Source organism: Bacillus pumilus, from assembly GCF_900186955.1.
Classification (GTDB): domain Bacteria; phylum Bacillota; class Bacilli; order Bacillales; family Bacillaceae; genus Bacillus; species Bacillus pumilus.
The window spans coordinates 793,003-807,227 of the sequence record NZ_LT906438.1 but is presented as its reverse complement, the minus strand read 5'-3'; the positions used below and the strand labels follow the sequence as shown (position 1 = coordinate 807,227).

The following is a 14,225-nucleotide window of genomic DNA, read 5'->3' as shown; positions in this document are numbered from 1 at the left end:
ACCACTAGTTAAGTTCTTGTGATACATCTTTCTTCTTTTTCAACTTTGCATACAAAAGGGTTCCGATGAATGGGACGATGAGGACAATGACCATCCCTATCGCAAATGCGCCCCAATATTTCGGGATAATAGAGAAGATTCCTGGAATGCCCCCAACACCAACTGAGCTTGCCAGCACCCCTTGAGAGGCGATAAACATACCGGCTAAACCAGAGCTAATGAGTGCGAAAATAAATGGGAATCGGTAGCGCAAGTTGACGCCAAACATTGCTGGCTCTGTAATTCCTAAGTAAGCAGAAATACTTGATGTGAGTGAGAGACCTTTTTGCTTTTCATCTTTCAAAACAAACATCATCGCAAGTGCGGCTGATCCTTGTGCAATATTAGACAGTGCGAGCATTGGCCATAGAAACGTGCCATGCAGTTTTGAATTAATCAATTGAATATCAACAGCAAGGAACGTATGATGCATTCCAGTAATGACTAACGCCGCATACAAACCGCCGTATAATAGACCACCTAGTGCTGCGAACTGCTGGAATACAGCGACAAGTCCAGATGTTAACACGTTGCCGATTGCAAATGTAATAGGTCCAATGACGATAAAGGATAAAAAGCCAATAACTAATAACGTAATCGGAGCAACCACTAATAGCTGAATGCTTTCAGGTGTCCGTTTTGTGATAAACAATTCGAGCTTCGCTAGTAAATACGAGGCGACGAGTATCGGAAGAACCTGTCCTTGATAGCCTACCTTTTGCACTTCAAGTCCAAACAAATTCCAGACAGGAATCTCACCGGACTTTTCAGCCGCTCCATAACCCCATGCATTTAATAAATCTGGGTGTACGAGCATCAGCCCAAGAACCATCCCTAAAAGCGGATTTCCTCCAAACCGCTTCACGGCTGACCAGCCGATTAATGCGGGCAGGAATGTGAAGGCAGTGCCTGCAATCAAGTTGATCATATTCGCTAAATCAGCCCATGCCGGATACACATCTACTATCGATTTTTGATCAAAGAAAATATCAGGAGCTGTTAAAATATTATTAATCCCCATTAATAAACCGGCGGTGACGATGGCAGGAAGAATCGGAATAAAGATATCCGCAAGCGTTTTCACAGCACGCTGTAATGGATTTAATTTTTGATCAGAGGCACGCTTCACATCCTCTTTTGTGGCTTCCCCAATCCCCGTCTGTTTCACCATTTCGGCATATACCCGATTGACGACCCCTTGGCCGATCACCACTTGGTATTGACCGTTCGCTGAGAAAGATCCCTTCACTTCTTCTATTTGTTCAAGTGCTTTCTCATCAACCTTTCCTTCATCCTTCAGCACAAAGCGCAGCCTTGTCACACAATGTGTCGCTTGATCAATATTTTCTTTGCCGCCGATGGCTTTCACAATCTGATCTGCTGCTGCCTGGTAATCAGCCATGCTATCCCCTCCGAGATCGTTTTTTATAAGAAAAAAGAACCAAAAAACTTGTATATACATGTTTGATTATTATTTTATATTTGTATATACATGTAGTCAATAACAAAATGTAGCGCTTTCATAAAAAAGCCCCCTCAATGTGCTCAGGAGAGGCAGCGTGTCATCATCTTTTTTTATGCTCCGTTAATTTTTCGTAGACCCTGTTTTTATAAAAGGAGGAGGCTGGACGGGCAAAAGTTTGGCGCTTAGATGTGAGTTCATCCAGTCGTTTTTGTTTTTCTTCACATATGAGAGAAAGCTTTTTTCTTTCCTCTCCGTCTATACTGGAGTGAAGCAGCTCTTTGACGGTCATGAGTTCTTTTTTCAGTGCTGTTTCTTCCCCAGCAAAGCCAGCATTTTTCATCATCCGGTAGCCCATTTTTAATTCTTCAGGTACATGAGCAGCGTCATCTTTAGGCAGAGGTTTGCCAAAGCCAGATAATCCTTCAAAAGCCCCATGATCCATCGCTTTTTTGATCCGTTCTTCTGATAATCTCTGCGCAAAATCCATGGCGTTCTCCTTTCGTCTGAAACGATTTGATTTATCATAGCAAAAAAGCTGACTCTCTCACAAGAGTCAGCTTTCTCGTTATTTATTGTCGATTTTGAAAGTAGAAACCATATGTGCTAAGTCCTCTGACATATCAGAGAGCTGTTCAATCGCACTTGAAATTTGCTGCATGCCAGCACTTTGCTGTTCTGTTGCTGCCGCTACTTCTTGAGAGCTGGCTGCATGTTCTTCTGACACAACCGAAATTTGTTCAATCGATGTAGAAATCGTTTGATATGCTCGTTCTACCTGCTTAATGGATTGAAGCAAATTGTTCGTTCTGCTTGCAAATTGAGACACTCCGTCGTAAATACCAGTAAAGTTCTGTGACGTGCCTTTCATTTGCTCACGTCCTTCTTCCACTGCTTTACTGCTTTCCTCTACGCTTTCAAGAACGCGCTGACTGTTTTCCTGTGTGCCGATGACAAGGTCTGAAACGGTTTTAGCCGCATCCGCTGATTGCTCAGCTAACTTGCGCACCTCATCTGCCACAACAGCAAAGCCTTTTCCTTCTTCTCCAACACGTGCCGCTTCAATTGAAGCATTCAGTGCAAGCAGATTCGTTTGGGCTGAAATGTCCGTAATGATCGAGATGACACTTTCAATCTCCGTTGAATGAGATTGTAATTCTTCTGCTGCCTGCTTTGAGTTGGTCATCTTATCATGTAGCATATTCAGATGATCAAGCACATGGTTCACTAATTTTTGACCAGATTCTGACTGCTCTTGTACGTCAGATGAAACAGATTTCATTTCATCGACTTCTTTTGTGACGCCTTCGATTTGAGTATCGATCTCAGCAACGGATGTCGTACAATCCGTAATATTTGCGACAGAATCATTGATTCCTTCACTCATATTCGTCATAGCTTCTGATACTTGCTGCGCACTTTGACTCGATTCGGTCGTCACCGTACGAAGCTGTGATGACATTTTAGACACTTCACTAGATGAGTGTGAGATTTTCGAAATAAGCTCTTTGATCCGCCCCTGCATCTTTTGGAAGGATGCGGCAAGCTGGCCGATCTCGTCTTTACTTTCAACCTCTACCATACCAGTTAAATCACCGTCAGCAATTCGGTTCGCTGATTCCATCAAGGAACGTGCTGGTTTCGCAATTCTTCTTCCCATAAAGAATGAGAAGAGTAATCCACCGATGAGCACAATGGCAGAGGCCACTGTGATATAGATCGTCAGCTTCTTCGTTGTTTCTGGCACAACTGACGCATCTAAATCAATTCCTAAAATACCCGTCAGCTCACCGCCTGAATCTTTAATTGGTAAAAAGACTGATTTATGTGTTCCAAATGAATCTTTGTAAATATCACTTTTGACTATTTTATCTTCAGAAAGAGCTTGTTTCATCTCATCTGAAAATACATAATCTTGATCAAAATCATTTTCTTCCCCGGTTAATATAATAATTCTTTCTTTGCCGCCTTTATTAGATAGCACGTATAAGTTCTCAAGCGTATGATCTTCTTGAAGCTCTGTGAATTTCTTTTTGACCTCCACATAAAGGGGATCATCTTTCCCACTAATACCAAGGACGTTCCCATCCAGATTATCGATCTCTTTCTTCGCTGTATCAACATCTGTTGTTAATCGATAATCAAATTGCTTTAATAACTGGGATGATAAATCCTGGCTGACTAGATAAAATGTTAGAACGAATAGTGCAACGGTTGCGAGTAATGTTACGACAACGACTGACATGATTTTAGAGGATATCGTGAGTCCTCCAAATTTCCTTTGTTTCGCCATTTTTTCCTACATCTCCACTCTCAGATTTGATTTAAGCATGTACATGTTCAAATTGTCCACAAACAGATGCAATTACATCTTTTAAATAAGATACGATATGAGGGATATGCTCTGGTAACGTATAAGGTGAGATGACAAAAAACTTACTAACACTTAGATAGAATTCTTGTCCTTCTTTTGCATTTACAAGTAAGAACTTCGTTGTATCACCAAAGAACATTTCGTCTCGTTTCTCTCCAAGCTTTTCAAACAGCATTTTGTTCAATTCATTGTTCCGCTCAATTTCCATTGCCGTCGCTTCGCCTGAAATTTCTTCTTGAAAGCGTGGTGAGCCGTCTAGGTAAATTCTAAATAATGTAGCCATTCCGACGTTGTCATCATTTACGACTTCTGCTTGCGGAATTTCTTGACTGAGTGCTTCTCTGAAGGCAAGGTTCACCTCTAAGAATTGACCGAGCAAGCGCTGGTAGCCTTCAACTCCAAACGTTAACAGCACACTCAGCATACTGATCGAGCTTCCCATTCTTGAGCATTCCAGCGTATAACCTGTATGGTATTCGCCGTAGCCTCTATGACCAACGTATGGTGTCTCTTGTTCTTCCAGATCTAAACGCTTTAGGTCTGCCGCGTTTTTCACTAAGAATAAACTAGATGTGTAAGGTGTTTGGCCGAGCTTTTGAAAGTCAAAGCACATCGTGTCAGCAAGAGAAAGATGCTGGAATTTCGCTTTGATTTCTTTTAGCATACGAAGAACACCGTCTGAGAATTGCAGCGGGTTTTCAGCTAGATCATACTCATTAAAGAAAGCAAAGAATCCGCCGAGCGCTGAATCCGCATGAATATGCGGCACCTTTAGACCATACTCCTCAGCAATGGCTTCTGCTGTTTCACGTACCCCTTTTACATCATCAATTGCAATGGCATCTGTTGTTCCGGTTGTTGCGACAATATAAACGGGAATTCCGCCATTTTGTGCAACACGTTCCATTTGACAACGCAAATCTTCCATATCCATCGAATGATCTTTATTCGTTTTAATTCTGATCAAGTTGTCTGTGCCAAGTCCTGTTGCTTCCATTGACTTAAATAAGCTGTAATGTGCCGCATCAGAACAAAACGCATAAAGGTTTTGTGGAACACCTTTTCGCAGTGACTCCGGCGCAACTTTTGCAATCGCTAAACGCAGTCCTGAGAAAATGGCTCCTTGACCTCCCCATGTTGTATATCCCCCGCTCACACTTGGATCATATCCGATGAGCTTAGACATCATTGAGACCACTCTGACCTCAGCCTCCGCTCCTGCTGGTCCATACACATCCCATAGGTTGTTTCCATTTACCAGCATCGCCGTCAGCATGCCTAGAATTCCTGGTGTACTTGCCATCGGCAAAATGTTCGTGAAGAAATACTTTGTGTGGTAAGGATGGTTATGTAAAAGCTTCAGTAATTCTTCATTCACAAGTTCCGCTTGTTGGCCGTTCAACGGAATTTGACTTGTTTCAGTGAGCTTTTGGTAAAAATCCTCCTCGCGATTCTTTTCACCCTTTAGGTGTGCACGGTTCGGATCTTTCAGGTGATCGACCCCTGAAACAATCTGCTCCATCAATTTGATGAGTTCTTTACGCTCTGCTGCATTTCCGTCCTCACTCGGAAACCAGTTCTGAACGAGGTTGTTTGCTCGTACAGTCATATACTATCAATCCTTTCAATGGAAGATTTCCTGTCAAAGTCTATATCGACCCCAATTCAAAAGTTTATAGTCTCGAAATGTCCACTTAAGTATATTTAGATAATTTGTTCATTCATCAAAACAAATAAAACCCTTACAAAACACATCGAAACCATTTTGTTGATGAAATAAAAAATATATCAATATATCTTATATCAGGAAATTTCATCCATACCCTTTCTCCATTCTTCTTCTCATTTTTTTTACTTAACCTGCATAAACATTAAGAAACACTGGAAATACTCTCTAAATCATCATTGTAGAAACCAAATTAATTCTTTAGACTCGTGCCTTTTTACCTGTTTTATTGATATAACAACTGGGAAATAGCTGAATTTTCTGTCAATAATAGGGTGAATTTGACAAAAAGTTTTTCGAAGAGTGAATATTTTCGTTTTCTTCCTTTTTATTGCTCGGACAGGCTGCTAGACACTCTTCGCCGGTTATCACTTTTCTATTTGATCATTTCATGGTATATTCTAATGGTTCGTTTTCTTTCGTTCCGCCTCTTCCGTGTATCGGAGAAAAGGAGTGTTTTTATGAAAACATTTATTCAAAAACGAGGCCTCGGCTTCTTTGTTATTGCAGTCATCTTACTGTGGCTCAAAACGTATTCAGCGTATTTAATTGAATTTAAACTTGGTATATCAAATGTGCTTCAGCATATTTTGCTTTTCGTGAATCCTATTAGCTCCAGCTTGTTCTTTCTTGGCTTTGCTTTATTGTTCAAGAAAAAATGGCAGCCTGCCGCTATCATTGTGATTCATTTTTTCATGTCTTTTTTACTATACGCAAACATCGTGTACTATCGATTCTTCAATGACTTTATCACGCTGCCTACCGTGATGCAGGCAGGAACGAATGGCGGACAATTAGGTGATAGTGCATTTTCACTCATGCGTTGGACTGATATGTTTTACTTTATGGATACCATCATTTTGATCGTACTCGCAGTCCGTATGAAAAAGAAGCAGCAAACAAGTACAGCTACTGTACCTGTTCAAAAGTCAAAATCGTTTAGACTCGTCCTTGTGTCCTCTGTGATAATCTTTGTGATGAATTTAGTCGCTGCAGAGATTGATCGTCCAGAGCTTTTATCAAGAGCATTTGACCGCAATTATTTAGTGAAATATTTAGGTGCTTATAACTTTACTGTGTTTGATGCCATTCAAAATGTGAAGTCAAACAGCCAGCGTGCTCTGGCAAATTCAAATGACGTCACAGATGTAGAGAACTATTTAAAAGCGAACAGCGCTGATCCTAACCCGGCTTATTACGGGAAAGCAAAAGGCATGAACGTGATTACGATTTCTCTTGAATCTCTGCAAAACTTTGTCATTGATTACAAAGTAAACGGAAAAGAAGTAACGCCATTCCTTAATTCATTGGCACACGACAACAAAACGTTTTACTTTGATAACTTCTTCCATCAAACAGGACAAGGAAAGACGTCTGATGCTGAATTTATGATGGATACTGGGCTATTCCCATTATCACAAGGCTCTGTTTTTATTAACAAAGCGCAAAACACGTATCAGGCACTTCCTGGCATTCTGAAGAAGGATCAATACACGTCAGCAGAATTCCACGGCAATACGAAAACCTTCTGGAACCGTAATGAAATGTTTAAGTCGTTTGGATATGACAGGTTTTACGATTCTGAGTATTACGATATGAACGAGCAAGATACGAAGAACTATGGGCTGAAAGACAAACCATTCTTCAAAGAATCTATGCCAATGCTTGAAAACTTGAAGCAGCCGTTTTATTCGAAATTCATTACGTTATCGAACCATTTCCCATTTGGAATGGATGAAGGGGATACCGATTTCGAACCTGGTGACTTCGGAGACTCTGTCGTCAATAACTATTTCCAATCGGCTCATTATTTAGATGAAGCGATTGAACAGTTCTTCAACGACCTGAAAAAGTCTGGACTCTATGACAATACAGTCGTCATTATGTACGGAGACCATTACGGCATTTCTGAAAACCACAATGAAGCGATGGAAAAAGTGACAGGACAAAAAATCGGAGATTATGAAAATGCGCAACTCATGCGCGTACCGCTCTTTATTCATGTACCAGGCGTAAAAGGCGGACAGATTCATAAATACTCTGGTGAAGTCGATGTCGCACCAACCCTTCTGCACCTGCTTGGTGATGATACGAAGAACTATTTAATGTCTGGTTCTGATATCTTATCGAAGAACTTCAAAGAGCTTGTGCCATTTAGAAATGGTGACTTCGTCTCTAAGGATTACACAAAAGTAGGCAATAACTATTACAGCAACAAAACAGGCGAGAAAATCGAGCCGACTGATAAGGCATCACAAGAAAATGAAACGGTGAAAAAGATGCTTGAGACATCTGATAAGATCGTCACCGAAGATTTACTCCGTTTCTACAAGCCTAAAGGCTTTACACCGATTGACCGAAATCAATATGACTATACAAAGAAAGTACAGGATGAAGAAGATTCCTCTTCCGCCAAAGATAAATCCGGCACTTCATCAAAATAGCTTTCTCATTTTAAGAACCAGCCGATCCATGATCAGCTGGTTCTTTTTACGTTTGACCCCTATTGCACCGGGTATAGAAAGAAGAAGGAGGGATTTTAAAATGAAGAAAACAACCGCTTTTGTCATGACTGCTTCACTCGCTACGTCCGCCCTCATTGGATTCAGTCCTGCAGTCTCAGCACACGCCATGACCAAAACAGCAGTCGAACAATCCGTTCCTCAAGGTCCGAAAACCGCACTAAACAACATTTATGAGCTGGCACATAAAGGACAAATGCCGTATTATGCAAAAGGTCTTAAAATTGGAGTTCAAACAAAGATGGATGTCCATCATAAACTAGGAAATCCATATCCAGAAACAGGTCAAAGCAGCTTTGATTTGTATCATGCTGAAATGGGGAATCCGGGATTTGCTTTTCATTATGATGCAAAAGGCAAAATTGACGAAATCCGTTATTTCGGTACAAATGTAGAAAAAGAAACGAATATCGGCGGAATGACCCCTTCCCTATTAAAGAAACAACTTGGACAAGCAGATTCGGTCAGCACCATTCCACAGACAAAAGAGAAAAAATACGTGTATCGTACTGGAGATTATGAGCTGGAATTTATCGTCGGCCATGACCCAGATATAAATCAGCAGAAGCTCATCGTCCTGCATATTAATCTGGTGAAAGCTGATTCCTAAATAAAAAAAGCATCCTTGAGCAGAAGCTAAGGATGCTTTTTCTTTATTATGAAGCCACTTCTAAATGCGGCTTTCTTTTCATTGTACGTTTCAAGACTGGACCTGCGACATAATCAAGTCCAAATTTGCCTGCATTTCCTTTCGCAGCCATGATGACGATGGCAATGAGCAGAAGAAGCGGGTTGACAGAGACGGTACCAGCTAGTAAGAAAGAGACATTCATCATGCTTCCGAAAAAGGCTGCAGTTGTTGTGAATAATCCAACAATTAATCCTAGACCTACTAAAATTTCTCCCCACATGACCATGGCACTGAATAGTCCAGCATTCGGCAAAGCGACATTTTCTAAAAACCATACATAGAACGGATACACGAGGTTTCCATCTTTGACAACAGGTTCAGCTATCGCAAATTGTAAATATCCTGATGCATCGAATCCGCCTGTTAGTTTTCCTATACCAGATGTGAGCCAAGTCCAACCGATATAAAGTCTTGCTGCCAAAAGGATAACCGCTGCCCATACATTCGTTTGTAAGAATTTTGTAAACATGATGATGCCTCCCTTTAATTTATGTGAATTTTTTCACATTTTATTTATGATCTTATTATACTACGTTAAAACTAGTTTGTGATCTTTTTCACATACGTATTCACAAATTGTTCATGAATATATAGTTCAGGTAACTTTTCCCTTGCTAAATCCGTCTTAGTCATTTCAGACAATGAAAAGAGGTTTTATTTTGTATGAAAACATTATTCCAGTTTGCTTACTTACAGGCGATGTCGTGTCTATTCCCCGTCATGATCTTTGCGGCGCTTGCCCTATCAAAGATAGTGACGATTCCTTTTCTACACCGGTATGATTTCATTCTACTACTTTGCCTTCTTGCCCAGATGCTCATGCTGACGCTTCGGCTGGAGACATTGAATGAATTGAAGGTGATCTGTCTATTTCACATAATAGGTATTGGTTTAGAAATGTATAAAGTTCATATGGGTTCTTGGTCCTATCCTGAAGAGGCTTATACGAAGGTCTTTGGGGTTCCACTCTATAGCGGATTTATGTATGCGAGTGTAGCAAGCTATATTTATCAGGCACTGTCCCGGCTTCACGTGCAGGTCAGTTCATGGCCCCATCCGTTTCTTTCAATTGGGATTAGCTTGTGTATTTATCTCAATTTTTTTACGCATCACTGGCTCTATGATCTCAGATGGTGGCTGACATTACTGCTTGTTGTCATATTTCGAAAAACGTCCGTCTCGTTTCAGGTTGGCTCTTCTACCTTTCGAATGCCGCTTGTCATCTCTTTCTTGCTGATTGGTTTCTTCATTTGGATTGCCGAAAATGTCACCACCTTTTTAGGGGCATGGCAATATCCAAATCAACAGCACGCTTGGTCTCTCGTACATCTTGGGAAAATCAGTTCTTGGTTTTTACTTGTTGTGATCAGTATTGTGCTCGTCATCGAACAGCGCAAACAAAAAAACGTTCAGCCCATTTGACCTGGCTGAACGCTTTTTTTAATCTCGATCGACTTCCTTGCGGAGATCATCTGCGACAAATTCCACATTCGTTCCAATGATGATTTGTACGGAGGTTTTCCCTGAAGTCAGTACCCCTTTGGCACCTGCTTTTTTCAATGTGCCTTCATTTAATAAATGTGTATCTTCTACTGTTAAACGCAGGCGGGTGGCACAATGATCAATGGCGGTGATATTGTTTTTACCGCCAAGTCCCTCTAAAAGCATACTCGCACCTGCCGTCTTCGTATCATCGGCTGCAATATCTTCAATGTCTTCATCTTCTCTGCCCGGTGTTTTGAGCTTTAACAGTTTAATGAGGAAATAGAAAACGACAAAGTACACAATGCCATAAAGCACCCCAACCCCAAGCAGCATGAATGGTTTTTGTGCAATGCCAAAGCTTAAAACGTAATCAATCGCTCCTGCTGAAAAAGCGAAGCCGCTATGAATCCCGAGAATGTTCACAATAAAGAGCGAAAGACCCGTTAGTACAGCATGGACACCATATAAGAGTGGAGATAAAAACATAAATGAAAATTCAATTGGTTCAGTGATCCCTGTAATAAATGACGTAAGCGCCATCCCAATCATCAAGCCAGCCGTTGCTTTTCGCTTTTCAGGCTTTGCGGTCACAATCATGGCTAGACATGCCGCTGGCAGACCGAACATCATCACTGGGAAGAAACCAGTCATAAAGACACCCGCGCTTGGATCTCCTTTAAAGAATCGCGCTAGATCTCCTGTTGCCCCGCTGAATTCCCCGAATTGAAACCAAAATAAGTTATTCAGCACATGATGAAGCCCTAATGGAATGAGCAAGCGGTTAAAGAAACCAAACAGCCCTGCACCCGTTGCACCAAGACTTAAAATCCATTCCCCTAATCCATTGATCCCGCTTTGAATCGGAGGCCATACAAATCCGAAAACGGCTGCTAATAAAATGGTGAAAAGTGCGGTCATAATTGGCACAAGCCGTCTTCCGCTAAAGAAACCTAAGTATTCGGGCAGCTTCGTATCCTTGAAGCGATTGTACACATAACCTGCCAATAGCCCGCATAAAATACCGCCCAATACCCCCATATTGTTCGTTGAATTAATCGACGTTGTACCAGCTGATAAAATAAAATAAGAGATCGCACCTGATAATGCCGCTGCCCCGTTACCATCCTTTGCAATGCCGATCGCTATCCCCATTGCAAAAATTAAAGCCAAGTTTGCAAAAATGGCATTTCCAGCCGCATGAATAAACGGGATATCGAATACATCCTCCCGCCCAATAGCCAAAATAATCCCTGCTGCTGGAAGTACAGCGATTGGAAGCATAAAAGATTTGCCTAGCTTTTGAAAAAACTGAAACACCATTTGCCTTCTCCCCCTTTGTCATCATCATGACTAAACGTCCATGATGCTCATAAAAAATATATCATATGCACATCTAGTTATCTATACCAATTTGTCCACATTCATTTGAATTCCGCTCTTTACTCTTTTTGCGTAAAATGTGGTAAGCTATTGAATAGAATGAAGTTATAGAAAGCGGGAATGAACAGTGATTGTCAAACATGATCATGAGTTAGAAGCCTTAAAAAAAGTCGGCCGAATTGTCGCTTTGGCAAGAGAAGAAATGAAAAGCCAAGCGAAACCAGGCATGTCTACAAAAGAACTAGATTTGATTGGGAAAAAAATATTAGAAGAACATGGGGCGAATTCAGCACCCGAAAAGGAATATGACTTCCCTGGGACGACTTGTATCAGCGTGAACGATGAAGTTGCTCACGGTATTCCAAGTGAAAAAACCATTTTACAAGAGGGCGACCTCATCAATATTGATATCTCAGCAGAGCTGGACGGCTATTATTCCGATACCGGTATTTCATTCGTATTAGGTACAGGTGATGCTCGTCTTGAAGCATTATGCCAGTGTGCAGAGGATGCATTCCTTGAAGGATTAAAGCATGCAAAAGCCGGCAAAAGACAAAACCAAATTGGCCGTGCGGTCTACAATACAGCAAAAGAACAAGGATTTACTGTCATTAAAAATCTGACAGGACATGGTATTGGGAAAAATCTGCATGAAGCACCTAACCATATTTTGAACTATTATGATCCATTCGATAATGCTTTGTTTAAGAATGGCACCGTGATCGCCTTCGAACCTTTTATTTCAACAAATGCTGAATCGATTTATCAGGCTGATGACGGCTGGACCTTTAAAACACCAGACAAAAGCCTTGTCGCACAGATTGAACATACCATTGTCATCACAAAAGACGAACCGATTATATTAACGAAGCTATAAGCCAGCTAATCCCCTTCTTCATTGGAGGGGATCTTTTCGTTTCCCTTTCACGAATCTGTCACGACTAAACAAAAATGCCTGTGGTAAAATAGGCAAAGATATGCGAAAGGGGTCTTATTTGATATGTGGTTCATCATCATCGGCGTTATCTTTTTGATTGAAAGTATTATCTTAACGGTTGTAGGTATTAAGAAAAAACAATCCATGATGACTTATCTTGGTATTGTCATCATGATTATGACGGTCGGCATGATCATCGTTACCCTCAACCCGCCAAATTCATAAATGATCATTTCCAGCATATACATGGATCATAGGAAGATAGAATCAGTTTTCATTTATTCATACCTGCACACTTTTCACGTCCTTTTTTGAGATGTTACAATGCAGGCAGTTTCAATTGAAAGGAGTTTTCTATCATGCATTATGGTAGCAAAGGCTGGTATGTCGAAGAATTAAAGAAGCTTGGTGTGACCAAGCATGAAGGAAGAAAGCTTCAAAGCTTAAAAACATATTTCCTTGCAAATCTTCTTGAGCAAAAGAAACCTAGCTCATAAGCGCTTAAAAGCCGTACATCTTATGCTGATGTACGGCTTTTTTTAAATGGGCTGAATTCGTTTTTCTAAAGACTTCCTCACGACATCTGCTAAGGCATCTACTTCAAGAACGGCTTTTAGCCTCTCTGGACTTGTTTGACGATATTTGACCTCGTTCACTTCATGGACTGTAATGTGATGAGGTGCTTTTTCTACTAATACAAGAGAAGCATCAGCAGGCACTAAGCCTTCTTTCAGCACCCGTAAATAAAAGCCGGTATACCCCGTTTGCTGTACTTCCTTTACAAGCTTCATGTTGCCATGCTTAAAAGATAGTTTCACACACGGCTGTCTTGGCTGGCTCACTTCAACAAGTGCTTCTCCAAGCTGAAATACATCGCCAATCCGCACTTCTGTTTCAACTAGTTGGTGCACGGTCACATTCTCACCGAAGGCAGCTTCCTGTAACGGAACCCCTAAAAACTGCTCAAAATAAGCATAATGATCGTATGGAAAGACGCAGACGGCTTTATCATATCCTCCATGATGAACCAAATCACCTTGACCATCTCCCTCAAAATTGACCTTACTCAAATAGACAGGCTCATGAATTCGCTTTTTGTTGATGGCTGTTTTGATTTCTTTTCCGTTTGCATAGGTCGTGATGGGTTGTCCTACTTGAATTCCTACTATGTCGTATCTCTTCTGTCCCACGATGACCATCTCCTTTGATTGTCTCATGGCTATTATTTTACATCGTTAGACAATGAAATCATAGTCGATGCGTGAAGGTCAGTTACATGCTATGGTACGATGAGAAAAAAGGAGAGATGACATTGATTCATTATTATGCCATTGTCACAGGACGGGTGCAGGGAGTCGGTTTTCGCTATTTTGTACAAGGAGAAGCCGTCAATCGCGGGATGAAAGGCTGGGTACGCAACACAGATGAAGGACATGTCGAGTTAAAGGTAGAGGGTGAGCAGCAGGAAGTGCTTAATTTCTTAAAGACTGTCCGGAAAGGAAGCCCTTTTTCAAAGGTCACAGATATGCAGATGGAGCCGCTCACTGAGTTCGCTCATTATCAGGATTTTCGCATCAAGGGATGAAGTTTTCATAAAAAAACCTAGCTT

14 protein-coding genes are annotated in these 14,225 nt (G+C 41.1%); 7 read left to right on the top strand and 7 right to left on the bottom strand.

The window, feature by feature from the left end; genetic code table 11:
• Positions 1 to 4: 4 nt before the first annotated feature.
• The 4 genes from treP to CKW02_RS03875 form a co-directional block, all read right to left on the bottom strand.
• The gene (gene treP, locus CKW02_RS03890; protein ID WP_003213824.1) at positions 5 to 1,441 is read right to left on the bottom strand and encodes a PTS system trehalose-specific EIIBC component; all 1,437 of its coding nucleotides are present in this window, start codon (positions 1,439 to 1,441) and stop codon (positions 5 to 7) included.
• Positions 1,442 to 1,604: 163 nt separating this feature from the next.
• Positions 1,605 to 1,991: a DnaJ family domain-containing protein gene (locus CKW02_RS03885; RefSeq protein ID WP_003213911.1), complete on the bottom strand. Its 387-nt coding sequence runs from the start codon at positions 1,989 to 1,991 to the stop codon at positions 1,605 to 1,607.
• A gap of 78 nt (positions 1,992 to 2,069) precedes the next feature.
• Positions 2,070 to 3,794 carry a methyl-accepting chemotaxis protein gene (locus CKW02_RS03880; RefSeq protein WP_003214104.1) on the bottom strand — a complete coding sequence of 575 codons (1,725 nt, stop codon included), beginning with the start codon at positions 3,792 to 3,794 and terminating at the stop codon, positions 2,070 to 2,072.
• Positions 3,795 to 3,825: 31 nt separating this feature from the next.
• A complete protein-coding gene (locus CKW02_RS03875; RefSeq protein WP_003213862.1) occupies positions 3,826 to 5,484 on the bottom strand; it encodes a pyridoxal phosphate-dependent decarboxylase family protein in 1,659 nt (552 codons plus the stop codon).
• Positions 5,485 to 6,062: 578 nt separating this feature from the next.
• Here CKW02_RS03875 and CKW02_RS03870 point away from each other — a divergent pair.
• Positions 6,063 to 8,045, top strand: a complete 1,983-nt coding sequence (locus CKW02_RS03870; RefSeq protein WP_003214451.1) for a lipoteichoic acid synthase — start codon at positions 6,063 to 6,065, stop codon at positions 8,043 to 8,045.
• Positions 8,046 to 8,145: 100 nt separating this feature from the next.
• On the top strand, positions 8,146 to 8,733 hold the full coding sequence (locus tag CKW02_RS03865) for a YjgB family protein (protein WP_003214285.1): 588 nt from the start codon (positions 8,146 to 8,148) through the stop codon (positions 8,731 to 8,733).
• 46 nt (positions 8,734 to 8,779) lie between these two features.
• Here the strand turns inward: CKW02_RS03865 and CKW02_RS03860 are convergent, their stop codons facing one another.
• The gene (locus CKW02_RS03860; protein WP_003214123.1) at positions 8,780 to 9,283 is read right to left on the bottom strand and encodes a DoxX family protein; all 504 of its coding nucleotides are present in this window, start codon (positions 9,281 to 9,283) and stop codon (positions 8,780 to 8,782) included.
• A gap of 194 nt (positions 9,284 to 9,477) precedes the next feature.
• Between CKW02_RS03860 and CKW02_RS03855 the strand changes: the two genes are divergently transcribed.
• Entirely contained in the window at positions 9,478 to 10,236 is a 759-nt protein-coding gene (locus tag CKW02_RS03855; RefSeq protein WP_003214429.1) for a DUF817 domain-containing protein, read from the top strand.
• A gap of 18 nt (positions 10,237 to 10,254) precedes the next feature.
• On the opposite strand, the gene nagE is transcribed toward CKW02_RS03855, so the two are convergent.
• Positions 10,255 to 11,619 carry an N-acetylglucosamine-specific PTS transporter subunit IIBC gene (nagE, locus tag CKW02_RS03850; RefSeq protein WP_003213892.1) on the bottom strand — a complete coding sequence of 455 codons (1,365 nt, stop codon included), beginning with the start codon at positions 11,617 to 11,619 and terminating at the stop codon, positions 10,255 to 10,257.
• A gap of 187 nt (positions 11,620 to 11,806) precedes the next feature.
• Here nagE and map point away from each other — a divergent pair, with 187 nt between their 5' ends.
• From map to CKW02_RS03835, 3 genes are all read left to right on the top strand, one after another.
• On the top strand, positions 11,807 to 12,556 hold the full coding sequence (map, locus tag CKW02_RS03845) for a type I methionyl aminopeptidase (protein WP_003213886.1): 750 nt from the start codon (positions 11,807 to 11,809) through the stop codon (positions 12,554 to 12,556).
• A 123-nt stretch (positions 12,557 to 12,679) separates the two neighbouring features.
• Positions 12,680 to 12,841 (top strand): hypothetical protein, encoded by a 162-nt coding sequence (locus tag CKW02_RS20230; RefSeq protein ID WP_003214360.1) that lies wholly within the window; start codon positions 12,680 to 12,682, stop codon positions 12,839 to 12,841.
• Between the two features lie 134 nt (positions 12,842 to 12,975).
• Positions 12,976 to 13,113 carry a YflJ family protein gene (locus tag CKW02_RS03835; RefSeq protein ID WP_003214303.1) on the top strand — a complete coding sequence of 46 codons (138 nt, stop codon included), beginning with the start codon at positions 12,976 to 12,978 and terminating at the stop codon, positions 13,111 to 13,113.
• Positions 13,114 to 13,155: 42 nt separating this feature from the next.
• Here CKW02_RS03835 and CKW02_RS03830 read toward each other — a convergent pair whose 3' ends face one another.
• Positions 13,156 to 13,806 (bottom strand): MOSC domain-containing protein, encoded by a 651-nt coding sequence (locus tag CKW02_RS03830; RefSeq protein ID WP_003214182.1) that lies wholly within the window; start codon positions 13,804 to 13,806, stop codon positions 13,156 to 13,158.
• 122 nt (positions 13,807 to 13,928) lie between these two features.
• On the opposite strand from CKW02_RS03830, the gene CKW02_RS03825 reads away from it, so the two are divergent.
• On the top strand, positions 13,929 to 14,201 hold the full coding sequence (locus CKW02_RS03825) for an acylphosphatase (RefSeq protein WP_034620233.1): 273 nt from the start codon (positions 13,929 to 13,931) through the stop codon (positions 14,199 to 14,201).
• Positions 14,202 to 14,225 lie beyond the last annotated feature (24 nt).

Coding starts and splice junctions, on each gene's coding strand:
- treP (WP_003213824.1), bottom strand. CDS start 1,441: ATGGCTGATTACCAGGCAGCAGCAGATCAGATTGTGAAAGCCATCGGC.
- CKW02_RS03885 (WP_003213911.1), bottom strand. CDS start 1,991: ATGGATTTTGCGCAGAGATTATCAGAAGAACGGATCAAAAAAGCGATG.
- CKW02_RS03880 (WP_003214104.1), bottom strand. CDS start 3,794: ATGGCGAAACAAAGGAAATTTGGAGGACTCACGATATCCTCTAAAATC.
- CKW02_RS03875 (WP_003213862.1), bottom strand. CDS start 5,484: ATGACTGTACGAGCAAACAACCTCGTTCAGAACTGGTTTCCGAGTGAG.
- CKW02_RS03870 (WP_003214451.1), top strand. CDS start 6,063: ATGAAAACATTTATTCAAAAACGAGGCCTCGGCTTCTTTGTTATTGCA.
- CKW02_RS03865 (WP_003214285.1), top strand. CDS start 8,146: ATGAAGAAAACAACCGCTTTTGTCATGACTGCTTCACTCGCTACGTCC.
- CKW02_RS03860 (WP_003214123.1), bottom strand. CDS start 9,283: ATGTTTACAAAATTCTTACAAACGAATGTATGGGCAGCGGTTATCCTT.
- CKW02_RS03855 (WP_003214429.1), top strand. CDS start 9,478: ATGAAAACATTATTCCAGTTTGCTTACTTACAGGCGATGTCGTGTCTA.
- nagE (WP_003213892.1), bottom strand. CDS start 11,619: ATGGTGTTTCAGTTTTTTCAAAAGCTAGGCAAATCTTTTATGCTTCCA.
- CKW02_RS20230 (WP_003214360.1), top strand. CDS start 12,680: ATGTGGTTCATCATCATCGGCGTTATCTTTTTGATTGAAAGTATTATC.
- CKW02_RS03835 (WP_003214303.1), top strand. CDS start 12,976: ATGCATTATGGTAGCAAAGGCTGGTATGTCGAAGAATTAAAGAAGCTT.